General features: G+C 70.9%; 18 protein-coding genes and 1 rRNA gene. 8 read left to right on the forward strand and 11 right to left on the reverse strand.

The features are described from left to right. Nucleotides 1–193: 193 nt before the first annotated feature. Together ACZ7OO_RS41910 and ACZ7OO_RS41915 are read right to left on the reverse strand one after the other, a co-directional pair. Nucleotides 194–859, reverse strand: coding sequence for an HAD family hydrolase (locus ACZ7OO_RS41910; RefSeq protein WP_471512659.1), 666 nt, complete (start codon nucleotides 857–859; stop codon nucleotides 194–196). A 91-nt stretch (nucleotides 860–950) separates the two neighbouring features. Continuing rightward, nucleotides 951–1,466 (reverse strand): DUF6912 family protein, encoded by a 516-nt coding sequence (locus ACZ7OO_RS41915; RefSeq protein ID WP_471512660.1) that lies wholly within the window; start codon nucleotides 1,464–1,466, stop codon nucleotides 951–953. A gap of 327 nt (nucleotides 1,467–1,793) precedes the next feature. Between ACZ7OO_RS41915 and ACZ7OO_RS41920 the strand changes: the two genes are divergently transcribed. Further along, nucleotides 1,794–2,255, forward strand: a complete 462-nt coding sequence (locus tag ACZ7OO_RS41920; RefSeq protein WP_471512661.1) for an Rv3235 family protein — start codon at nucleotides 1,794–1,796, stop codon at nucleotides 2,253–2,255. A 294-nt stretch (nucleotides 2,256–2,549) separates the two neighbouring features. Here ACZ7OO_RS41920 and secA read toward each other — a convergent pair whose 3' ends face one another. Then, entirely contained in the window at nucleotides 2,550–5,393 is a 2,844-nt protein-coding gene (secA, locus tag ACZ7OO_RS41925; protein WP_471512662.1) for a preprotein translocase subunit SecA, read from the reverse strand. Between the two features lie 358 nt (nucleotides 5,394–5,751). On the opposite strand from secA, the gene ACZ7OO_RS41930 reads away from it, so the two are divergent. Then, nucleotides 5,752–6,327: a GNAT family N-acetyltransferase gene (locus tag ACZ7OO_RS41930; protein WP_471512663.1), complete on the forward strand. Its 576-nt coding sequence runs from the start codon at nucleotides 5,752–5,754 to the stop codon at nucleotides 6,325–6,327. A gap of 49 nt (nucleotides 6,328–6,376) precedes the next feature. Continuing rightward, entirely contained in the window at nucleotides 6,377–7,567 is a 1,191-nt protein-coding gene (locus ACZ7OO_RS41935; protein WP_471512664.1) for a winged helix-turn-helix domain-containing protein, read from the forward strand. 15 nt (nucleotides 7,568–7,582) lie between these two features. Here ACZ7OO_RS41935 and ACZ7OO_RS41940 read toward each other — a convergent pair whose 3' ends face one another. From ACZ7OO_RS41940 to mtnA, 7 genes are all read right to left on the reverse strand, one after another. Further along, entirely contained in the window at nucleotides 7,583–8,329 is a 747-nt protein-coding gene (locus ACZ7OO_RS41940) for a response regulator transcription factor (RefSeq protein ID WP_352221046.1), read from the reverse strand. Between the two features lie 204 nt (nucleotides 8,330–8,533). Continuing rightward, on the reverse strand, nucleotides 8,534–9,226 hold the full coding sequence (gene hpf / locus ACZ7OO_RS41945; protein WP_471512665.1) for a ribosome hibernation-promoting factor, HPF/YfiA family: 693 nt from the start codon (nucleotides 9,224–9,226) through the stop codon (nucleotides 8,534–8,536). A gap of 313 nt (nucleotides 9,227–9,539) precedes the next feature. Next, a complete protein-coding gene (locus ACZ7OO_RS41950; protein WP_471512666.1) occupies nucleotides 9,540–10,547 on the reverse strand; it encodes a ComF family protein in 1,008 nt (335 codons plus the stop codon). A 231-nt stretch (nucleotides 10,548–10,778) separates the two neighbouring features. Beyond that, on the reverse strand, nucleotides 10,779–12,617 hold the full coding sequence (locus tag ACZ7OO_RS41955) for an LpqB family beta-propeller domain-containing protein (protein WP_471512667.1): 1,839 nt from the start codon (nucleotides 12,615–12,617) through the stop codon (nucleotides 10,779–10,781). Beyond that, nucleotides 12,607–14,667: an MtrAB system histidine kinase MtrB gene (gene mtrB / locus ACZ7OO_RS41960; RefSeq protein ID WP_471512668.1), complete on the reverse strand. Its 2,061-nt coding sequence runs from the start codon at nucleotides 14,665–14,667 to the stop codon at nucleotides 12,607–12,609. Before mtrB ends, ACZ7OO_RS41955 begins: the two co-directional genes overlap by 11 nt. Nucleotide 14,668: 1 nt before the next feature. Next, nucleotides 14,669–15,358 (reverse strand): two-component system response regulator MtrA, encoded by a 690-nt coding sequence (gene mtrA / locus ACZ7OO_RS41965; protein ID WP_382919006.1) that lies wholly within the window; start codon nucleotides 15,356–15,358, stop codon nucleotides 14,669–14,671. 4 nt (nucleotides 15,359–15,362) lie between these two features. Continuing rightward, nucleotides 15,363–16,505, reverse strand: coding sequence for an S-methyl-5-thioribose-1-phosphate isomerase (gene mtnA, locus ACZ7OO_RS41970; RefSeq protein WP_471512674.1), 1,143 nt, complete (start codon nucleotides 16,503–16,505; stop codon nucleotides 15,363–15,365). Between the two features lie 140 nt (nucleotides 16,506–16,645). On the opposite strand from mtnA, the gene ACZ7OO_RS41975 reads away from it, so the two are divergent. From ACZ7OO_RS41975 to ACZ7OO_RS41995, 5 genes are read left to right on the forward strand one after another with little or no spacing between them, the layout of a single operon-like run. Further along, the gene (locus ACZ7OO_RS41975) at nucleotides 16,646–18,034 is read left to right on the forward strand and encodes a DUF7847 domain-containing protein (RefSeq protein WP_471512669.1); all 1,389 of its coding nucleotides are present in this window, start codon (nucleotides 16,646–16,648) and stop codon (nucleotides 18,032–18,034) included. Nucleotides 18,035–18,038: 4 nt separating this feature from the next. Further along, a complete protein-coding gene (locus ACZ7OO_RS41980) occupies nucleotides 18,039–18,833 on the forward strand; it encodes a DUF4129 domain-containing protein (RefSeq protein WP_471512670.1) in 795 nt (264 codons plus the stop codon). Next, the gene (locus ACZ7OO_RS41985) at nucleotides 18,830–20,026 is read left to right on the forward strand and encodes a DUF4350 domain-containing protein (RefSeq protein ID WP_471512671.1); all 1,197 of its coding nucleotides are present in this window, start codon (nucleotides 18,830–18,832) and stop codon (nucleotides 20,024–20,026) included. Before ACZ7OO_RS41980 ends, ACZ7OO_RS41985 begins: the two co-directional genes overlap by 4 nt. Continuing rightward, entirely contained in the window at nucleotides 20,026–21,015 is a 990-nt protein-coding gene (locus ACZ7OO_RS41990) for an AAA family ATPase (RefSeq protein ID WP_471512672.1), read from the forward strand. Before ACZ7OO_RS41985 ends, ACZ7OO_RS41990 begins: the two co-directional genes overlap by 1 nt. After that, nucleotides 21,015–22,325, forward strand: coding sequence for a DUF58 domain-containing protein (locus ACZ7OO_RS41995; RefSeq protein WP_471512673.1), 1,311 nt, complete (start codon nucleotides 21,015–21,017; stop codon nucleotides 22,323–22,325). The genes ACZ7OO_RS41990 and ACZ7OO_RS41995 overlap by 1 nt, the downstream gene beginning before the upstream one ends. A 129-nt stretch (nucleotides 22,326–22,454) precedes the next feature. On the opposite strand, the gene rrf is transcribed toward ACZ7OO_RS41995, so the two are convergent. Next, nucleotides 22,455–22,535, reverse strand: a 5S ribosomal RNA gene (gene rrf / locus ACZ7OO_RS42000); the annotation flags it as partial.

Raw genomic sequence — 22,535 nt, forward strand, 5'->3', positions numbered from 1 at the left:
TGGGTGGGCGGGCGGTTCTTTCGGGGCGCCGCACTCGTGTCGGCTGCCTGGCTGCGGGCGGTCGTACCTCGCCCAGAGCCTTGAGGGCCTGGGAGGGGTGCCCCCAGGCGGCACGGCTGGGCGCAGCGGCACCCTGCCGGCGCCGGTTAAGCGACGCCCCCGCCCCCGGCCCCCACCGGCCCGCCCGCACCGCTCACGCCACCAGCCGCTCCGCCTCCTCGACCGCCTCCGCCAGTGAGTCCACGACCGGCACCCCGACCTCCTCCAGGCTCGCCCTGCCGTGCGACCCCCCGGTGTACAGCACCGCTTTCGCCCCTACGGCCTGCGCGGCCACCGCGTCATCCGCCGCGTCCCCGATCACCACGGTCCTCCCGGGCCGCACGTCCCCCAGCGACCGCAGATGCCGCACCATGTGCTCCGCCTTGCTGCCCCCGGACGGCCCGACCCGCCCCTCGACCCGTATGAAGTGCGGCTCGATCCCGAACCCCCGTACCAACGGGACCAGTTCGTCATGCACATACATGCTCAGCAGCGACTGGCTGCGTCCCGCCGAACGCCATCCGGCCAGCAGCTCGACCGCTCCCTCGGTCAGCCCGCACACGCCGCGGTGCTCGGAGTAGTACCGGTGGAAGATCTCGTCCATGACCACCCACTCGGCGTCGGTCGGCAGCCGCCCCATCAGCCGCTCGTAGAACTTCGGCACCGGCACGCAGTACAGCGCCCGGTACTGCTCCAGCGTGATCGGCGCCAGGCCCAGCTCGGCCGATGCCGCGTTCGTCGCCCCGATGATCGCGTCGTTGTCGTGGAACAGCGTCCCGTTCCAGTCCCAGACGATGTGCGCGTTTCCGTGCTTCCCCATGCCGAAAACGCTACCCGCCACCACCGACAATCAAGACCGACGGCACATCACCGCAGGTCACAGACGTCCGGCTGGGTCCCGTCGGCCTCGCTCAGCCGCCGAGCCCCACCAGGTTCGGGATCTCCTGCGTGGCGTACCAGAGCAGCTCGTGGTCCTCGGCCCCGTCCACGACGAACTGCGCGTCGTCATCCCCGCCGTCCGCCGCCTCAAGCGCCCCGGCCGCCGCGGCCACGTCCTCCTCCGCGTCGCCGGAGTCGATGTGCACCGCGGCCGCCTTGGCCAGCGCCACCGTCCCGGTCACCCGCACCTCGCCCAGTGCCGCCGGGTCGAGCCCGCGGTCCGGGTCGGCCGCCGCCGCGCCGTCGGGAACGTCCACGGCGACCACGACCCGGCGACGCACCGCGCCCGGGTCGGCGGCCAGCAGCCGCAGCGAGGCGAGCGCGGCCCGGTTGAGCGCGGCGTACTCCAGTTCCTCTATGTCGTCGGAGAGGTACCACTCGCGCAGTGCGGGCGTGACGGCGTAGGCCACGAACGGACCGGTCCCCAGCTCGCCCGTCTTGTGCGCCTCGGCGAGCCCGGGGAGGGTCAGGGGGACGTAGACGCGCATGGCTGGCCGCTCTCTTCTGGACTCTTCGACTTCTGCCTCTCCCGAAGGTCCTGGCGCCTCCCGGAGGGCCTTCAGGATACGTGCGGGCGTCCCCTTTCGGGCCCCGGGCGGTGACGTCGGTGGCGTCCACCCGGTGCCACGCGATTCACCCGGTGCCGCCGCCCGCCCAGCGGCTTTCCCACACCCCTGATCACTCGGATAGGTGAACCCTCCTGGGCCCCGACAGGGGGAGTCACCGCCTTGCTGCCGTCGTCCTGGGCCCCGTACAAGATCCCCAACCGCAAGTTACCGCCCGGTACCCGCCGGGCCCGCCGAACGGGGACCCCCATGAACAAGGTCATGACCAGGACCGCCCAGCTCCGCCCGGGCAGCCGTCCACCCGGCCGCCGTGACTCCCGCCGCCCCGGCGCGCCCTCCTCCCGCAGGCCGCTGACGCCGCCGGCGGCCCCGGCGAGCCCGCGCCCCACCGACCTCTTCGCGGAGCGTCTGCTGGCCGTCCTCAGCGGCCGCCGCCCCGTCCACTGGATGCTCCGGCACACGGCGGGACCCGCCTACGACGACCTGGCCCGCCTCGCCGAACGCGGCCCCCTGCGCACCCGCGGCACCGACCCCGTCGTCCGCGACATCGGTTACTACGTCCCCCGAGCCGGCGCCCTGGAGGTCTTCGCCCGCATCGCTGCGGGGGACCAGCTGCGCGCCATGGCCTTCCGCCTGGAACAGAGCCCCGACCTGCGCTGGCGCTGCACGGCGGTGGAACTGGGCGGCCCGCGCGCACCACGCGGCGACTAGTCCGAGTGCCGAAGGCCGAAGGCCCACCGACCCCGGACTCACCGACCCCGGGTCACCGGCCGAACCACCGCCACGCGCCCGCTTGCACGCCGACAGCCCGCTCATCGACCGACCGAGGACGAAGTGCCACCAAGCCCCGGGCCACAAGCCGACGGAGCCACCGCCCCCGGCCACAAACCCAAAGCCCGCCAGGCCCCGGTCACAAACCGGAAGGCCGCCCAGCCCCCCGGCCACAAACCGAAGGGCCGGCCCCCTCTGCGGGGTGCCGGCCCTGGTGGAGCGCTGTCGGTGCCGTCACTTCCTGCGGCGGCGGCTGCCCTTCGCCTGCTTGCGGCGCTCGGCGCGGGTGAGGCCGTCCGCCTCGGAGCGGGCCGGCTCCTCGTCGTCGTAGTCGAATTCGCCCTCGACGATGCCACCCTCGCCGTCCACGGTGGCCGCGGAGAAGTGCATGCCCCGCCGCTGCGGCGCCTCCAGGCCCTTGGCGCGGATCTCCGGGCGGGAGCCCGCCTGCGCAGGCACCGCGTCCTGGACGCCCTCTGCCGGGGCGGCGGCCTCGACCGGAACCTCCTCGACCTGCTGCTCGACCTGGACCTCCAGGTTGAACAGGTAGCCGACGGACTCCTCCTTGATGCCGTCCATCATGGCGGTGAACATGTCGAAGCCCTCGCGCTGGTACTCGACCAGCGGGTCCTTCTGGGCCATCGCGCGCAGACCGATGCCCTCCTGGAGGTAGTCCATCTCGTAGAGGTGCTCGCGCCACTTGCGGTCGAGGACCGACAGCACGACCCGGCGCTCCAGCTCACGCATGATCTCGGAGCCGAGCTGCGTCTCGCGCGACGCGTACTGCTCGTGGATGTCGTCCTTGATGGACTCGGAGATGTACTCGGCGGTCAGACCGGCCCGGTCGCCGGCGGCCTCCTCCAGCTCCTCGACGGTCACCTTGACCGGGTAGAGCTGCTTGAAGGCGCCCCACAGGCGGTCAAGGTCCCAGTCCTCCGGGAAGCCCTCGGCGGTCTCCGCGCCGACGTACGCGTCGATGGTGTCGTCCATGAAGTGCTGGATCTGCTCCTGCAGGTCCTCGCCCTCCAGGACGCGGCGACGCTCGCCGTAGATGACTTCGCGCTGGCGGTTGAGCACCTCGTCGTACTTCAGAACGTTCTTACGCGTTTCGAAGTTCTGCTGCTCGACCTGCGACTGCGCGGACGCGATCGCGCGGGTGACCATCTTGTTCTCGATCGGCACGTCGTCCGGCACGTTGGCCATCGACATCACGCGCTCGACCATCTGGGCCTTGAACAGGCGCATCAGGTCATCGCCGAGGGAGAGGTAGAAGCGGGACTCACCGGGGTCGCCCTGACGCCCGGAACGACCGCGCAGCTGGTTGTCGATCCGGCGCGACTCGTGCCGCTCGGTACCGAGGACGTAGAGGCCGCCGAGCTCCTTGACCTCTTCGAACTCGGCCTTCACGGCGCGCTCGGCCTTCTCCAGGGCGGCGGGCAGGGCCTGCGCCCACTCCTCGATGTGCTCCTCGGGGTCGAGGCCGCGCTGGCGCAGCTCCGCCTCGGCGAGGTCGTCCGGGTTGCCGCCGAGCTTGATGTCAGTACCACGGCCGGCCATGTTGGTGGCCACCGTCACGGCGCCCTTGCGGCCGGCCTGCGCGACGATCGACGCCTCGCGCTCGTGGTGCTTGGCGTTGAGCACCTCGTGCTGGATGCCGCGCTTGGAGAGCTGCTGCGAGAGGTACTCCGACTTCTCGACGGAGGTCGTGCCGACGAGGATCGGCTGGCCCTTCTCGTGCTTCTCCGCGATGTCGTCGACGACCGCCTCGAACTTGGCGACCTCGGTGCGGTAGATCAGGTCCGACTGGTCCTTGCGGACCATCGGCCTGTTCGTCGGGATCGGGACCACGCCGAGCTTGTAGATCTGGTGGAACTCGGCGGCCTCGGTCATGGCCGTACCGGTCATGCCGGACAGGCCGGGCAGTTCCTTGCCGTTGTGGTCGTGGCGCTTATAGAGGCGGAAGAAGTTCTGGAGGGTGATCGTGGCGAGGGTCTGGTTCTCGTCCTTGATGTCCACTCCTTCCTTCGCCTCGATGGCCTGGTGCATGCCCTCGTTGTAGCGGCGGCCGGCGAGGATACGGCCGGTGTGCTCGTCGACGATCATGACCTCGCCGTCGAGGACGACGTAGTCCTTGTCCTTCTTGAAGAGCTCCTTCGCCTTGATGGCGTTGTTCAGGTAGCCCACCAGAGGGGTGTTCACCGACTCGTAGAGGTTGTCGATGCCCAGCCAGTCCTCGACCTTGGCGACGCCGGACTCGTGGATGGCGACCGTGCGCTTCTTCTCGTCGACCTCGTAGTCGCCGGTCTCCTCGACACCCTTGAGCGGGTTGCCGGCCTCGCCCTTCTTCAGGCGCAGGACCAGCTTGGCGAAGTCGCCGTACCACTTGGTGGCCTGGTCGGCCGGACCGGAGATGATCAGCGGCGTACGGGCCTCGTCGACCAGGATGGAGTCCACCTCGTCGACGATGGCGTAGTTGTGGCCGCGCTGGACGAGCTCGTCCTGGGACCACGCCATGTTGTCGCGCAGGTAGTCGAAGCCGAACTCGTTGTTCGTGCCGTACGTGATGTCCGCCGCGTACTGCTCGCGGCGCTGCGCCGGCGACATGTTGGAGAGGATGCAGCCGACGTTCAGGCCCAGGAACTTGTGGACGCGGCCCATCATCTCGGAGTCGCGCTCGGCCAGGTAGTCGTTCACCGTGATGAGGTGGACGCCCTTGTCCGCCAGCGCGTTGAGGTACGCGGGCAGGGTGCCGACGAGGGTCTTGCCCTCACCGGTCTTCATCTCGGCGACGTAGCCGAGGTGGAGGGCCGCGCCACCCATGATCTGCACGTCGTAGTGGCGCTGGCCGAGGACGCGCTTGGCGGCCTCGCGGACAGTGGCGAACGCCTCGGGGAGCAGGTCGTCGAGGCTCTCTCCGTCGGCGTAGCGCTGCTTGTATTCATCGGTGAGGGCCCGCAGCTCGGCGTCGGAGAGGTCGACGAAGTCCTCTTCGATGGAGTTGACCTGGTCCGCGATGCGGTGCAGCTTGCGCAGGATCTTGCCTTCGCCTGCACGCATGATCTTCGAGAGGACGGACACGGGGGTTTGTCTCCTTGCCGGTCGGGCCTGGGACGGTCGGTTTCCATTGGACGTACTGAGCAACGGCCATCGTATGCGAGGACCCGGCCGCGCCGGGAGGCCTGGCGGCCCGACGACCGTCCGCCGCTTTCCCGAGGGCTCTGTAAGCCCCCTTCGTGTGACTCTTCCGGGTGGGCATTCGGTTGTACCGGGGGTGTCGCCAGGTTGTCTTCCGCTTCATTGCCGCTTCATAGGGGACAACGGCCGGGGCATGCGGATAGTGCCGCACGCAGACGAGGAATTGCACGAAATGTGATCGCATGGTCACGGGCCGCGAAATGTATGGCGTGCCGGGCGCCGGGACGAGCAGAATCGGCCGATGAGACCCGTCACGCTCTCCACCTCCCGGCTGCTGCTGCGCGCCGTCGGCCCGCAGGACACCGAAGCGGTGTACACGGCCGTCCAGGACCCCGACATCCAGCGCTGGACCACGATTCCCTCGCCCTACCTCCCGGAACACGCCCAGAGCTTCACGGAGCAGATGGTCCCCGACGGCTGGTCCGAGGGTTCGATGTTCACCTTCGGCGTCTTTCTGCCGACGGGCGAGCTGGCCGGGATGCTCGCCCTGACCATGCGCTCCCTGGGGGCGGCCGAGGTGGGTTTCTGGACCGCCAAGGAGCACCGCGGCCGCGGCTACACCACCGAGGCCACCCTCACGGCCGCCCGCTGGGGTTTCACGCAGCTGGCGATCGACCGGGTCGAGTGGCGTGCCGAGGTCGGCAACCAGGCCTCCCGCGCGGTCGCGGAACGCGCCGGTTTCCTCATCGAGGGCACCCTGCGCTCCGCCCTCGACAACAAGGGCGTACGACGCGACTGCTGGGTGGGCTCCCTGCTTCCGTCGGACCTGGGCCTGCCCTCGGCCGCGCCCTATGTGCCGACCCCTTCTCAGGGATGAAGCCCCAGGTCGGACGGGACTGTCAGTGCCGCCCTCTATCGTCCGAGGCATGACGACCCTCCCGCGCCCCACCGCCGCCCTCTCGGCGGACGAAGCCCGCCGTATCGCCCTGAGGGCACAGGGCTTCCTCGGCGCCCCCGACCGCCGTTCGGGCGTCCGGGGCGTGCTCCGCCACCTCGGCGCGGTCCAGCTCGACACCATCTCGGTCCTCGCCCGCTCCCACGAGCTCATCCCGTACGCCCGCCTCGGCGCTGTCGGCCGCAAGACGGTCGAGGCTGCCTACTGGACGGACACGCACGCGTTCGAGTACTGGTCGCACGCGGCCTGCATCCTCCCCATCGAGGAGTGGCCGCACTTCGCCTTCCGCCGCCGCGCCTACCGCGGCCGCCCGCACTGGAGCCATGAACTCCCCGACGGCGCCTACGACCAGGTCATCAAGCAGCTGCGCGCCGAAGGCCCGCTGACCGCCACGGAGTTGGGCGGCGCGAAGAAGACCAGCGAGTGGTGGGACTGGTCCGGCACCAAGGTCGCGGTGGAGCGCGCGCTGATGTACGGCGAGGTGGTGTGCGTCCAGCGGCGCGGCTGGAAACGGGTGTACGACCTCGCCGAGCGCGCGGTCCCGGCCGTGCTGCTGCACGACGAACTGGACGACACCGAGTGCCTGCGCCGCCTGGTCCGGCTGGCCGGGCAGTCCCTGGGCGTCGGCACGCGCGCGGACATCGCCGACTACCACCGCCTCAAGGGCGAACAGGTCGACGCCGTGATCGCCGACTCGGGTCTGGTCCCGGTGGAGGTGGAGGGCTGGTCCAAGCCCGCCTGGGCGGACCCGGCGGCCCTGGCCGCGCCTCCCCGCGGCCGGCACCGTACGACCCTGCTCTCCCCCTTCGACTCCCTGATCTGGGACCGGGCGCGCACCGAGCGGATCTTCGGCTTCACCCACCGCCTGGAGGCGTACGTCCCGAAGCCGAAGCGGGTGCACGGTTACTACGCGATGCCGGTACTGGCCGGCGGCCGCCTGGTGGGCCGGGTGGATCCGGCGCGTGAGGGGAGCGGTGTCCTGGTGGCCCGCCAGGTCACGCTGGACGGCCCGAAGGCGGTTCCGGCGGTGGCGGAAGCACTCGTCGAGGCGGCGAGCTGGGTGAACTGCACGACGGTACGGGTGGAGCGGGTGGACGCCCCGGAACTGCGCGACCCGCTCGTCCGGGAAGTCACCCGCGCGCTGATGGCCGCGCTCCGCTGACGGGCGTCGCCGGCCTCAGCGGATCTCCAGGATCTTCTCCCGCATCGCGTAGACGACCGCCTCCATCCTGGAGTGCAGCTGCAGCTTCTCCAGGATGTTGCGCACATGGTTCTTCACGGTGTTCTCGGAGATGAACAACTCCTTCGCGATGTCGCGGTTGTTCATGCCCGTGGCGACGAGTTTGAGCACTTCGAGTTCACGGTCGGTAAGCCGTGGCGCCGGCACCAGCCGGCGCTCGTCGGTGCGCTGGATCATCGATTTGAACTCGGTGAGCAGTTTTGACGCCATGGACGGGCTGATCTGCGACTGCCCGTCGGCCACCGCGCGAATGGCGGTGGCCACCTCGTCGGTCGAGATCTCCTTCAGCAGATATCCGGTGGCGCCCGCCTTGATCGCGTCGTAGAGATCGGCCTCTTCGTCGCTGATCGTCAGCATGATGATCTTCGCGCTGGGCGCGACCTCCTTGATGGAGGTGCAGGCCTCGATACCGCCGCGTTTGGGCATTCGGACATCCATCAGCACGATGTCCGGCAACAGGTCGGCGGCCTTGTCGACAGCCTCGGCGCCGTCGCCCGCCTCCCCGACGACCTGGATGTCCTCCTCGGCGGCGAGCACGATCTCCAGGCCACGGCGGAAGAGGGCGTGGTCGTCCACGACAAGGACCCTGATCGGTTCCTTGCGCGAAGTGCCTTCCGCGTCCGGGCCCAGGCCGACGACGCCGCCGTCGGCATCGTCCTGCAGCGGTCCGAAGCTGTCCGCCATCGTTCCTCCCCCTGAAGGCTGTGGCCTGTGGTGCTGTGCCATCGCCAACCCAAGGCAGCGACCCATCGGTTGGGCCGTTGCGGCCATGATTCCATGCCCGGGCGACAACGCGGTGACAGAGCGGGGCGCGAAATGGTCGCGCACCGGTGCCCCCGGGGGCGCACACGCTTCCAGGGGCACAGGCCCAGCTGCCGGGCGGGCGGGTCAGCCGCCCAGTGTGCCTCCCGCCGCCGGGGGTTGCGCCTGGGCGATCATCGGGTCCGTGCTGAGGTGGATGACACCGTAGTCGTACGCGTGCCGCCGGTAGACGACGCTCGGCTCCTTGGATTCGGAGTCGACGAACAGATAGAAGTCGTGTCCGACCAGTTCCATCTCGTAGAGGGCCTGGTTGAGGCTCATCGGGGAGGCGACGTGGGTCTTCTCACGGACGACGAGTGGGCCTTCGCCCTTCACCTCCAGGGAACCCATCTTCTTTGTGGGCACGCCGTCGGGCTCTTCCTCGTGGACGGGGCTGCCGTTCCCGTTGAGCGTCGCCGCATCCGGGACGTGGTCGGGAACCTCGGCGGCCGAGATCCGCTGTGCGCCGCGGCGCGAGAACCGCTTGTCGTGCTGCTTGCGCAGCCGCGCGTCCAGCTTCTCCGCCGCCAGGTCGAGTGCCGCGTACGGGTCACTGGCCGCTGCCTCCGCCCGGATCACCGGACCGCGGGAGCGGAGCGTGATCTCCACTCGGTCGCAACGGTCGGCCTGTCGGGGGTTGGGCTCCTTGGACACCTCGACGTCGAGGCTGATCACCTTGCCGTCGAGCTTCTGGATCTTCTCCAGCTTCAGCTTCTCGGCCACGTGCTTGCGGAACCGCTCGGGCACCTCGGTCTTGCGGCCCTTGACGACGATGTCCACGCAGAACTCCGTTCCCGGAGCGCTCCGCTCCACTGGCGGAGCATCTCCCTTTTTGCACCCGACTCCGGTGAACCCCGGAGCCTCGGACTCGGCGACTTCACCTCCTCCCCCATGGGCAAGATCTGCACCCCAGCACCGCGATGATTACGGAAAACCCGCGGCACGGCATTCGGATATGGGAGGGGTGGCCTGCGGCTTTCTCCCTCACAACCGAACATATCTCGCCCGGACGGATGTCGTCACCCTCTACTGATGCGTACCTCCATCCAGGTGAATTGACCCAGTCACTACCTGCAACGACGCACGTTGGCAGTCAGTTCCGGTTCATTTCGAAAGAATCCGGTGCGGCCGCGACCACAGCCGCACGGATCGGCCACGCGAGGGCGTTCCCCTCGGCCATTCCCGGTGCGTCCCGTGTCCACTTCGCTCGTTCTTCCCTCGGTCCGGCCGTCCGTTCCTCACTTCCTTCCCAGGCCGCGCGCCGATACACAGCCGTTGTCTCCTCTCCTGCCCCTCCGGACCCCGTCGCCTCCCGTACCGCACGCGCCGCCTCCGCAAGGGTGGCGCCGGTCGTGACGAGGTCGTCGACGAGGACGACGCGGCCGCCCGCGAGCAGCCGGGCACCGCCCGCCGGCACCTCCAGCGCGCCGTCGATATTCGCCAACCGCTGTCGGGAGTTGAGGCCCGACTGGTCGGCCACGGCCCTCCGCTGCCGCAGCACCGGGGCCACCCGGGCCGCGGCCCCGGTGCGCCGCAGCTCCGTGGCCGCCGCGAGGGCGATCCGCCGCACCGGATCGTGTCCCCGTGCCCGCACGGCCCACGGCGCGGAGGGCACCGGCACGAGAAGCACGGGGCCGCAGGCACGGGCACCGCCGCTCCGGTCACCTGCCATCACGTCACCGGTCCCGCCCCGGGCACCGCCGCCGACACCGACACCGACACCGACCGTCGCGTCGTCGGACCAGGACGCCACGATCCTGACGGTCCGGGCCGTGCGAGCGGTCGGCGCCGTGCGAGCCGTCCGGTCCTCCCCGAGTCCGGCCCGCACCGCTCCCGCCAGAGCCCCGCCCAGGGCTCCGGCGAGCGCCAGCGCGCCCCGTTCCTTGTGGGCGAGGAGAACCGCCCGTACCTCGTCCGCATAAGGCGCCGCCGCGTACACCGCCGGCAGCCCGGACGGCTCCGGCACCGGTCGCACCCGGCGCGGTGCGTCCCCGCTCAGGGCGGCACGGCACTCGCCACAGAGCACCGTGCGAGGCTTCCCGCAGCCTCCGCACTCGGCCGGGAGCACCAGGTCGGTGAGGTCCTGCCACCACCCCCGCATGTGCCCACTGTGCCAATGCCCGGCCGCACCGGCCACCCCTGTGGACAACTGCCTGTGGACAACTCCAGAGGACACGCACAACGCGTCACCCACCTGGGTAGGGAGACCGGTGTTCCACCCGAGAACGGTCGCCCTGACACGCGCAAACCACGGTTGCCCCGCACAACAGAGCGGCCGTCCCGCCGGCTCTGCGCCGGGCCGGGACAGCCGCTCTTACGCCGTGCTCCGCGCTCAGCCCGGATAGACCGGCGCCGAACCGTCCTTGACCACCTTCTGCCACTGCGCCCCGGACGGCAGCCGGACGATCCCGTCGTCCTGCGAGCGGGCCACCAGCGGCACCCGGTCGTCCTCTGACGCGGCGATCGCCAGGACACCCGTGAGGGCCGCCGGGGCCGGTCCGTCCGGCGTGGAGCCGTCGACCTGGACGTACCGCGTCTGCTGCACTCCGCCCTGCTCGCGCCCGACCACCACGAGCCGGCTGTCCCCGGCCCAGGACATCGCGGTGACCTCCTCGGAGCCGGGGGTGGCGGACCGCAGTTCGAGTACCGAAACCTCCTGCTGCTCATCGGACTTGGTGCGCTCGATCCGCCCCACGAGCAGCGACTGCTTGCCGTCCTTCTCCACGACGAGCGCGATCCGCACCCCGTCGGCGGCGACCCGCACATCCTCGATACGGCCGTTCAGCTCGGGGATCTGCACGGCGAGCGGCTGGCCGACGCCCTGCGCAAGCATGTACAGCTGCGGCTTGCCGGGGTCACGGTCGGCTACCCACAGGTCGCCCCGGGCGTCCCAGCTCGGTGCCGTCAGCCGGTCGTGCTCGGTCGCACCGTGGCTGGTCAGCACCGCGTCCCCCAGCGAACCGTCCGATGTGAGCGAGGTGACGTACAGCGTCTTGCCGTCGCTGGTGACCCCGGCCGCGGTCCGCTCGTCACGGGCGACCGCCACCGACCGCAGCGGCCTGGTCCCCGCGCCGAACGGGCCGGGTACGGCGACCGCGCTGGTGCCGGTACCGCCGGTCGTCATCCGCACCAGGCGATGCTTGCTGTCGAGGAAGTACAGATAGTCGGGCCGCTTCGCGGAAGGGCGCCAGGCGGTGGCCTCGGCCTGGTCCTCGGTGACGTCACACATCCGGCCGCCGTTGACGGACTGCAGCGCGACCGAGTCCACGGTGGGTGTCAGGTTCCGCAGCGTGAACAGCAACTGGGTCGCCATCTCGGTGCACTTGGACAGGCCGATCCGGGACGCCCTGACGTTCAGCGGCACGGTGAGCCGGTTCTGGTCGTCCGGTGTCAGCCCGGAGACACCCGTCTTCAGCGCCGTACCGGTCGGGAAACTCGACCGGACCACCGGGCCGAGCCAGGCGGTCGGACCGTTGAGCAGCGAACGCACCAGCTGGGTCGTCGGATCCACCCGGCTGCGCACGAAGACGGGATCGGCGACCGCCACCGGCTGCCCGGTCTCCCCGGCCGAGGTGTCCGAGGCGAAGTAGTACTTGTTGACGGACGTGTAGTTGCGTTGGAAATCGGACTTGCCCATCACGACACCCTGCGGCAGCGAGTCGATCCGCCACTGCCCGCTCTTGGTGTCCTTCGTCAGATGCACCGTCTTTCGGTACGTCCCGTCGGCGGGCGTGTACGCCTGTTGCGCGTCGACGGTGGCCACCCGGCTGCCCTGGAGCGAGTAGGTGATGCTGTTCGTGTCCTCCCGGCCGATCGGGCGCGGGTCGGTCTGGACACTCGGCCCGTTCGCCAGCACCGTGGCCTGCGACTCCGGCTGCCAGGTCTTCGCGGCGGCCGTGGTCAGATACCTGCGCGCCGTGTCATAACGCGGATCGTCGCTGGTCAGAGCCTCCAGGAAGCCCTGGACGATCTCGGTGGAGGAGGCGTCCTGCTGCGGCGGCATGGCGAACACCCGCACCTGCGTGTCCTGCCGTGGCGTGGACTCGACATCCCGCAGGTCGCCGCTGTCCGGCATGGAAGCACAGCCCGCCAGCAGTACGGCCCCACAGGCGGCGTACGCCACCGCGCGCACCGGTCTGGGCCGGACGCCCCCCTCGCGGTCAGCGACCACGAAATGCCTCCCCTGGCTTGTTCGACTCGTCCGGCCCGCCGACGCTCCCGTCGTCAGCCGGCCCGGTCCCGGGCATGCCCTCCTGGCGCCGAGCGCCGCCACTGGGCCTGGGCACCACGCGTGCGCCGTTGCCGGGCAGCGCGGTCGGGTCGGCGGTGGGGGCCGCAGTGGCCATCCGCTGTGCCATGGGAGCGAGCTGCGACGTCTGCCCACCGCCGGACTGCACCGGCACGGTGGCCCGCTTGTCCTCGCCGCCCCTCGGCAGACCGGCGTCACTGAGCCCCCGGTTGCGCCGGGAGTCCTTGGGTTCGAGAGGTATCGGCGAGCCCCGCAGCGGCTCGTCCGCGGTCCTCGGCAGCGTAAGCCGGAACTGCGATCCGCCGCCCGGCTCCCCCCACGCCTGCAGCCAGCCGCCGTGCAGCCGCGCGTCCTCCAGGGCGATCGACAGTCCCAGGCCCGTACCACCGGTGGTACGGGCGCGTGCCGGGTCCGCCCGCCAGAAGCGGCTGAAGACCCGGGTCGCCTCGCCGGGCTTGAGCCCGACGCCGTAGTCGCGCACCGCGATCGCGACCGCCCCGCCGGCCGAAGCCAGCTTGACGACGACATCCTTGCCCTCGCCGTGCTCCACGGCGTTGACGACCAGGTTGCGCAGCACCCGCTCCACGCGCCGGGCGTCCGCCTCGGCCACCACGGGCTGCAGGTCGCCGAGCACGCGTATGTGCGTGCCCTTGCGCTCCGCGAGCGGCGCCGCCCCGCTGACCACCCGCCGTACGACCTCCCTGAGGTCTATCGGCTCGGCCTCCAGCGCCGCCGCGCCCGCGTCGAAGCGGCTGATCTCCAGCAGATCGGCGAGCAGTGACTCGAACCGGTCCAGCTGGTCGGCGAGGAGTTCCGCGGACCGCGCGGTCACCGGGTCGAAGTCCTCACGCGCCTCATGGATGACGTCGGCCGCCATCCGCACGGTCGTCAACGGCGTACGCAGCTCGTGCGAGACGTCCGACACGAACCGGCGCTGCATCCGCGACAGGTCCTCCAGCTGCTGGATCTTCAACTGGAGGTTCTGCGCCATCTTGTTGAAGGCCTCGCCGAGCCGCGCGATGTCGTCCTCGCCGGTGACCTTCATCCGCTCCAGGAGCCGCCCGGCGGACAGCCGCTCGGCGATCCCGGCCGCCATCCGCACGGGCGTGACCACCTGCCGCACCACCAGCCAGGCGATGGCCCCGAGCAGTACGACGACGAAGAGACCGGCGGTCGCGAGCGTGCCCTTGACCAGGCTGAGCGACTTCTCCTCCTGGGTGAGCGGGAAGAGGTAGTACAGCTCGTACGGATCGCCGTTCGGGTCGTTGACCTGCTTGCCGATGACCAGCGCGGGCTGCGACTCCTTGTCGCTGTCCTTGTAGACGATGCGCGTGTAGGTCTGCGCGGCCGTCGTACCGCCGTTGATCCGCGTGCGCAGGTCGTCGGGCACGCTGGACGTCGGATCGACCTGACCCGAGGCGCGCGGTCCACGCCCGCCACCGCTGTTGTCGCCGGCGGGCAGCGTCACCACGTCGAAGGCACCCTGACCGCCGCTGGAGAGGGACTCCACGAGGTCGCTCATCCACTGGATGACGTTCTGCGACTGCCGTCCGTCCGCGGACGCGGAGGTGTCACCGGTGCCGGTCGCGGCCTCGTCGGCCTTCTGCTTGGCCACCGCGAAACCGCCGGTGGCCTGGCTCTGCGAGGCCTTCACCTTGGCGTCCAGCAGGCCGTTGCGCACCTGCCCGATGACGACGAATCCGAGCAGCAGAACGACGCCCAGCGACATCAGCAGGGTCGTGACGACGACCTTGAGCTGGATGTTGCGCCGCCACAGCCGCATGACCGGCAGCAGCGGTCGCCGCACCCAGCGCATGAACAGCCGCAGGACCGGGCTGCCCTGAACCCCGCCTTGGAGCAGTCCGCCCTCGAAGAGCAGCCGCCGGCGCGAACCGGGCCGCTTTCCGCCGACAGGCCGCCCCGGGCGGTCCCCGGACCGGCCGGGGGCCGAAGCGGCGCTGTCACCGGACATGTCAGCTCGGCCCGGCCTTGTATCCGACACCACGGACGGTCACCACGATCTCCGGCCGCTCCGGGTCCTTCTCGACCTTGGAGCGCAGCCGCTGGACGTGAACGTTGACGAGACGGGTGTCCGCCGCGTGCCGGTAGCCCCAGACCTGCTCCAGGAGAACCTCACGCGTGAACACCTGCCACGGCTTGCGGGCAAGCGCGACCAGCAGGTCGAACTCCAGCGGGGTCAGCGCGATCGACTGCCCGTCCCGCTTCACCGAATGCCCGGCCACGTCGATGACCAGGTCACCTATGCTGAGCTGCTCCGGCGCCGGCTCCTCCGACCTCCGCAGCCGGGCCCGGATCCGGGCGACCAGCTCCTTCGGCTTGAACGGCTTCACGATGTAGTCGTCCGCGCCCGACTCCAGGCCCACGACCACGTCGACGGTGTCGCTCTTCGCTGTGAGCATCACGATCGGCACCCCGGACTCCGCCCTGATCAGACGGCACACCTCGATACCGTCCCGACCGGGCAGCATCAGGTCCAGCAGCACCAGATCGGGCTTGGTCTCACGGAAAGCGGCCAGCGCCTTGTCGCCGTCGGCTACGAAAGACGGCTCAAAACCTTCACCACGCAGCACAATGCCGAGCATCTCGGCCAGTGCGGTGTCGTCGTCGACGACAAGGACTCGTCCCTTCATAAACGACATCATCCCATTAGCTAATCGTTACCTGGCGTGACCTGGCACACAGCTCGGCAAGAGCCTCAGCCGTCACGGGCGAAACGGCGCCTTCCTCGGTGACGATCGCCGTCACCAGCTCGGGCGGCGTCACGTCGAACGCCGGGTTGTACGCCTGTGTCCCCAGGGGTGCCACCGGAATCCCGCCTCCCGCTCCCGTCACCGGCACCTGCGGTGCTGTGATCTCGGTCACCTCATATCCGGGGCGCTGTTCGATCTCGATGGAGGCCCCGTCCGGCGTCTCCGGATCCACCGTCGTCACCGGCGCCACCACGATGAACGGCACATGGTGGTACCGCGCGAGCACCGCGAGCGGATAGCTCCCCACCTTGTTCGCCACCGAACCGTCGGCCGCGATCCGGTCCGCCCCGATCAGCACCGCGTCCACCTCCCCCGCCGCGAACAGCGAACCGGCCGCGTTGTCGGTGAGCAAGGTGTACGCCATGCCGCTGCGAGCCGCCTCGTATGCCGTCAGGCGAGCACCTTGCAGCAACGGACGCGTTTCGTCCACCCAGAGCCGCCTGAGCCGCCCCGCCCGGTGCGCCCGGAGGGCCACCGCGAACGCCGTTCCCTCCCCTCCCGACACCAGCGAACCGGTGTTGCAGTGGGTGAGGATCCGGTGCCCTCCGGCCGGCAGCAACTCTTCCAGCAGCGCCAGCCCGTGCCCGGCCATCCGGGCGCTGGCCTCGGCATCCTCCCGGTGCAGCGCCCGCGCCGCATCCAGCGCCGCCGCGGCCGCCGCCCCGGTGTCACCGCCCTTGGCCAGAGCGGACCGGTACGCCGAAGCGGCCCTGCGCACCCCGACGGAAAGATTCACGGCCGTGGGCCGGGCACCCGCCAGCGCCGCCGCGGCGTCGTCCACGTCGAAACCCCGCGCGGCGGCGAGTGCGACGCCGTACGCCCCCGCTATCCCGAGCAGCGGTGCCCCACGCACCGCGAGCGTACGGATCGCCTCCACCAGCGCCGACGCATCGGTGCACACCAGCTCGACCTCCTCGGCCGGCAGTCTGGTCTGGTCGAGAAGGACCACAACCGGCCCTTCGGGCGGCTCCTCCCACTGGATCACTGGCATCCCCGTCGGCCGCTTGTCCTCGCCGGTTTGCGCGTACTGATCAGCCATGCGGTCAGTCTGCCCCGTATCCGGCGGACAATTGAAGGTACGGAGCCTGTACCGCGGCAGGTCACTGGGCGACCGCCCCATGGCACGATGGCAGCCAACCTGCCACCGCGACCGCGGACGGGCACCGTGAAGGAGCTTCGATGAACGACACTCCGGGCTGGGCCTCGCCCGGATCCGCCCCGTCCGACGGGCGGGAACCCGGCGCGTCCGCCCCTGCCGACCGCCCCGTCCCCGCAGGGCCTGCCGATCAGCCCTCCGATCAGCCGGGTGCGGACCCACAGGGCGCCGGCTCGAAGTGGTCCACGGAGCAGCCACCGCCCGGCCAGTGGTCCGCGCCCACGGGCGCCCCGGCACCAGGCCAGGCACCGCCGCCCCCACCTCCCGGCCCCGGCTGGGGCGGCCGGCCCCCCGGCGGCGGATACAGCGGAGGCTTCGGCGGCCCCGGAGGGCCCGGTGGCTACGGCGGCCCGGGGGGCTACGGCCCGCCCGGCGGTTACGGAGCCTGGGGCGGCGGCTGGGGAGGTCCCCCGCCCGCCGCCAAGCCCGGCGTGATCCCGCTGCGCCCGCTCGGCGTCGGCGAGATCCTCGACGGCGCCGTCTCCACCATGCGCACCTACTGGCGCACGGTTCTCGGCATCTCGCTGACCGTCGCCGTCGTCACCCAGGTCGCGGTGATCCTCCTCCAGGGCCTCGTCCTGAACGACACCGCGACCACCGACGCCCTCAACGACCCGAGCGCCTCCCTGAGCGAGGTGTCCCGCGCCGCGGGCGAGGTCGTGCTCAGCTCGGGCGCCGTCCTGCTGATCTCGCTGGTCGGCACCATCATCGCGACCGCCCTGCTGACCACCGTCACCAGCCGCGCCGTGCTCGGCAGGTCCGTGACCACCGGCGAGGCCTGGCGCGACGCCCGCCCACAGGTCATCAAGCTGTTCGGTCTCATCGTCCTGATGGGGCTCATCGCGGTCGGCGTCCTGCTCGTCGGCGCACTGCCCGGCATCGTCGTCGCGATCGCCGGCGGCCCGGGCGCCGCCATAGCCGCACTGCTCATCCTGGGCATCCTCGCGGGCGCCGTCGTCACCCTGTGGCTGATGATCCGCCTCTCCCTGGCCTCCCCCGCCCTGATGCTGGAGAAGCAGAGCATCACGAAGTCGCTGGGGCGCTCCGCCAAACTTGTCAGGGGCTCCTGGTGGCGGGTCTTCGGCATCCAGATCCTGGCAACGATCATCGCCAACGTCGTCTCCTCGATCGCCGTGATCCCCTTCGCCGTAGTCGCCGCCTTCCTCAGCGGCAACGGCTTCACCGGCTTCCTCGAGAGCACCAACGCCAACGTCGGCTGGACGTTCCTCATCGTCAGCGGCATCGGCTCGGTGATCGCCTCCATGCTCACCTTCCCGATCAACGCGGGCGTCACCGTGCTCCTCTACATCGACCAGCGCATCCGCCGCGAGGCGCTCGACCTCGAACTGGCCCGCGCAGCCGGTGTCGAGAGCTACGGCGCCGGCACCCCCGGCACCGTCCCGGGGAGCTGATGCGGTGAGCCCGACGGGGGGAGTCCTCACAGCACTGCCCGCGGCCCTGCCACGCGTCGCCGACGAGGCCGTACACGGCCTGCTGCGAGCCCGGGAGACGGCCTTGGTGTCGCTGGCCGGCTCGGGCGACGAACCGCCCGTGACAATCCCGCGCGACCCCGCACGGGAGGCGGCACGGCGTGAGCTGTCCAAGCGGATGTACCACGAGAACGACCCCGGGCTGTTCCAGCGTGCCCTGAACGCAGTCCTGGACTGGGTCGACCGCCTGCTCTCCGCCGCCGCGTCCGCGACACCCGGAGGCACGCTGGGCCTCGTCGTCGTGGTGGTGGCCGTCGTCGCCGTCCTGGGCGCTTGGTGGTGGCGCCTGGGCTCCCCACGCCGCCAACCCGCCTCCGCCGCCGCCCTGTTCGACGACCGCCCCCGCAGCGCCGCCGAACACCGCGCGGCCGCCGAGGCACACGCCGCCCAGGGCCACTGGAACCAGGCACTCCAGGAACGCATGCGCGCCGTCGTCCGCGCCCTGGAGGAACGCGCCCTGCTCGACATCCGCCCGGGCCGCACCGCCGACGAGGCCGCCGCCGAAGCCGGCCGCGTCCTGCCCGCCCACACGGACCGGCTGCGCTCCGCCGCCCGGGAGTTCGACGACGTGACGTACGGCGGCCGCAGGGCGGCCCAGGCGTCGTACGAGCGCATCGCCGAACTCGACCGCGACCTGGAACGCACCAAACCGATGCTCGCCAGCAGCACCCGGAGCACGGCGAGCACGGCCCACAACACCCGCCAGGGAGCCGCCGAATGACCACCGGCGTAGCCCTTCCGCCCACCTCCACCGCGCCCACCGTCCGCCAGGTGTGGACCCGGACCCGGGGCATCGCCCTCGCCGTGGTGCTCCTCCTGGCCGGCGCCGTCGCCATCGCCGTCGTCCGCTCCGACAGCAGACACGGCGACCTCGACCCCCGCTCCGCCGACCCCTACGGCAGCCGGGCCGTCGCCGAACTCCTCGCCGACCGGGGCGTGTCCACCCGCGTGGTCACCACCCTGGCCGAGGCTCGGGCCGCGGCTGGTCGGGACACCACCCTGCTCGTCGCCGTCCCCGACCTGCTCACCCCGCGCCAGCAGTCCCAGCTGCGGGCATCGACCGCCGGATCGGGCGGCCGCACGATCCTGGTCGCCGCCGGCAGCACCTCCGTCGAGCGGCTCGCCCCCGGCGTCACCGCCGACCCCGCCACCAGCCTGAAGTCCACGCTCGCCCCCCACTGCAGCCTGGCCGAGGCCCGCCGCGCGGGCAGCGCCGACACCGGTGGCATTCGCTACACCACCACCCACCTCGACGCCGACTCCTGCTACCCCAGCCAGCGTCTGGCCACGCTGATCCGCGTCCCCGCGGCCTCCAAAGGCGGCGACACAGTCGTCCTCGGCGCGCCCGACATCCTGCTCAACGACCGTCTCGACGAGCAGGGCAACGCCTCGCTCGCCCTTCAGCTCCTGGGCTCCCGCCACCATCTGGTCTGGTACCTCCCCTCGCTCTCCGACTCCTCGGCCGCCGGCACGGGCGACCAGAAGTCCTTGTTCGACCTGCTCCCCTCCGGGTGGCTCTGGGGCACGCTTCAGCTCTTCGTCGCCGCAGCCCTCGCCGCCTTCTGGCGGGCACGCCGACTCGGCCCCCTGGTGCCCGAGAAACTTCCCGTGGCGATCCGCGCCTCCGAAACCGTCGAAGGCCGCGCCCGCCTCTACCGCAAAGCCAACGCCCGCGACCGCGCAGCCGCCGCTCTTCGCTCCACCGCTCGCACCCGCCTCGCCCCCCTCGTCGGCGTCCCCGTCTCCCAGGCGCACGCACCCGAGGCCCTGCTCCCCGCCCTGTCCGCCCACCTCCACGGCGACGGCCAGGCCCTGCACTCCCTCCTCTTCGGACCGCCGCCCGGCGACGACGCGGCCCTCATCGCCCTCACCGACCAACTCGACGCCCTCGAAAGAGAGGTACGCCGTCCATGATGGACCCGACCACTGACAACGCCGGGAACACCGGGAACCCGGCCGACGCCCGGGCCTCCCTGGAGGCCCTGCGCGCCGAGATCGCCAAAGCCGTGGTCGGCCAGGACCCCGCCGTGACCGGCCTCGTCGTCGCTCTCCTCTGCCGCGGACACGTGCTACTTGAAGGAGTCCCCGGAGTCGCCAAAACGTTGCTCGTTCGCGCCCTCGCCTCCGCGCTCGAACTGGAGACCAAGCGCGTCCAGTTCACCCCCGACCTCATGCCGAGCGACGTCACGGGCTCCCTCGTCTACGACACCCGCACCGCCGAGTTCTCCTTCCAGCGCGGCCCGGTCTTCACCAACCTCCTCCTCGCGGACGAGATCAACCGCACCCCGCCCAAGACACAGTCGTCCCTCCTTGAAGCCATGGAGGAACGCCAGGTCACGGTCGACGGCACACCGCGCCCGCTCCCCGACCCGTTCCTGGTCGCCGCGACCCAGAACCCGGTCGAATACGAGGGCACGTACCCCCTCCCCGAAGCCCAACTCGACCGCTTCCTCCTCAAACTGACAATCCCTCTCCCCTCCCGCCAGGACGAGATCGACGTCCTCACCCGACATGCCGAGGGCTTCAACCCGCGCGACCTGCGCGCCGCCGGCGTACGCCCCGTGGCCGGGCCCGCCGACCTCGAAGCCGCCCGCGCCGCGGTCGCCAAGACGACCATCTCCCCCGAGATCACCGCCTACGTGGTCGACATCTGTCGCGCCACCCGCGAGTCGCCGTCCCTCACCCTCGGCGTCTCCCCGCGAGGCGCCACCGCCCTCCTCGCCACCTCGCGCGCATGGGCCTGGCTGACCGGCCGCGACTACGTCACCCCTGACGACGTCAAGGCCCTCGCCCTGCCCACCCTCCGCCACCGCGTCCAGCTCCGCCCCGAGGCCGAGATGGAGGGCGTGACCGCCGACTCGCTCATCAACGCGATCCTCGCCCACGTCCCGGTCCCCCGCTGATGCCCCTCACCGGACGCGCCGCGCTCCTCGCGGCAATCGGATCGATCCCCATCGGCATCTGGGAACCGAGTTGGACGGGCCTCCTCGCCGTCAACGGTCCACTCGCCCTGGCCTGCGCCTGCGACGTCGCCCTGGCGGCTCCGGTACGACGCCTCGTGCTGACCCGCTCCGGTGACGCGTCCGCGCGCCTAGGGGAGACCGCCGACGTCACCCTGACCGTGACCAACCCGTCCGGACGCACGCTCCGGGCCCGGCTCAGGGACGGCTGGCCGCCCAGCAGCTGGCAACCCGGCACGGAGATCGAGGCTTCGCGCCACCGCCTCACCGTCCCACCGGGCGAACGCCGACGCCTGACGACTCGCCTGCGCCCCACCCGCCGCGGTGACCGCCAAGCAGACCGCCTCACGATCCGCTCCTACGGCCCCCTCGGCCTGTTCTCCCGCCAGGGCGGCCACAAAGTGCCCTGGACTGTACGTGTCTTGCCCCCGTTCACCAGCCGCAAGCACCTGCCGTCGAAACTCGCCCGATTGCGTGAGCTCGACGGCCGCACCAGCGTCCTGACCCGCGGCGAGGGCACCGAATTCGACAGTCTGCGCGAATACGTTCCGGGCGACGACACCCGCTCCATCGACTGGCGCGCCACGGCACGGCAGTCGGCGGTCGCCGTACGCACCTGGCGTCCCGAACGCGACCGGCACATCCTCCTGGTCCTCGACACCGGCCGTACCTCCGCCGGCCGCGTCGGCGACGCCCCACGCCTGGACGCCTCGATGGACGCGGCACTCCTCCTAGCCGCCCTCGCCTCACGCGCGGGCGACCGCGTGGATCTCCTCGCCTACGACCGCCGAGTCCGCGCCCTCGTCCAGGGCCGCGCGGCGGGAGACGTCCTCCCGTCCCTGGTCAACGCGATGGCCACGTTGGAGCCCGAGCTCGTGGAAACGGACGCGCGCGGCCTCACGGCCACGGTGCTCCGTACGGCTCCGCGCCGTTCCCTGATCGTCCTCCTGACGACGCTCGACGCAGCCCCCGTCGAACAGGGCCTGCTTCCCGTGCTCTCTCAACTGACCCAGCGCCACACGGTCCTGCTCGCTTCGGTGGCCGACCCGCATGTCGCCCGCATGGCGACGGGACGCGGAAACACCGACGCGGTGTACGAGGCGGCGGCAGCAGCACAGGCGCAGAGCGAACGGCACCGCACGGCGGAACAACTCCGTCGGCATGGAGTGACGGTTGTGGACGCGACGCCTGAAGATCTCGCACCCGCATTGGCCGATGCATATCTGGCCTTGAAAGCGGCGGGTCGTCTCTGAAGCTCCGTGGGCGGAAAATATCGAGGTGGGCCCGCCCGTTGGGCCTGCCAATTACTCCACGCATCCTGAAACCTTTATAAACGCGAAAGAGCCCCACACCGTGAGGTGTGGGGCTCTTTCTCAATATTTGTTCGGCGGTGTCCTACTCTCCCACAGGGTCCCCCCTGCAGTACCATCGGCGCTGTAAGGCTTAGCTTCCGGGTTCGGAAT

Source organism: Streptomyces sp. NPDC111744, from assembly GCF_055634995.1.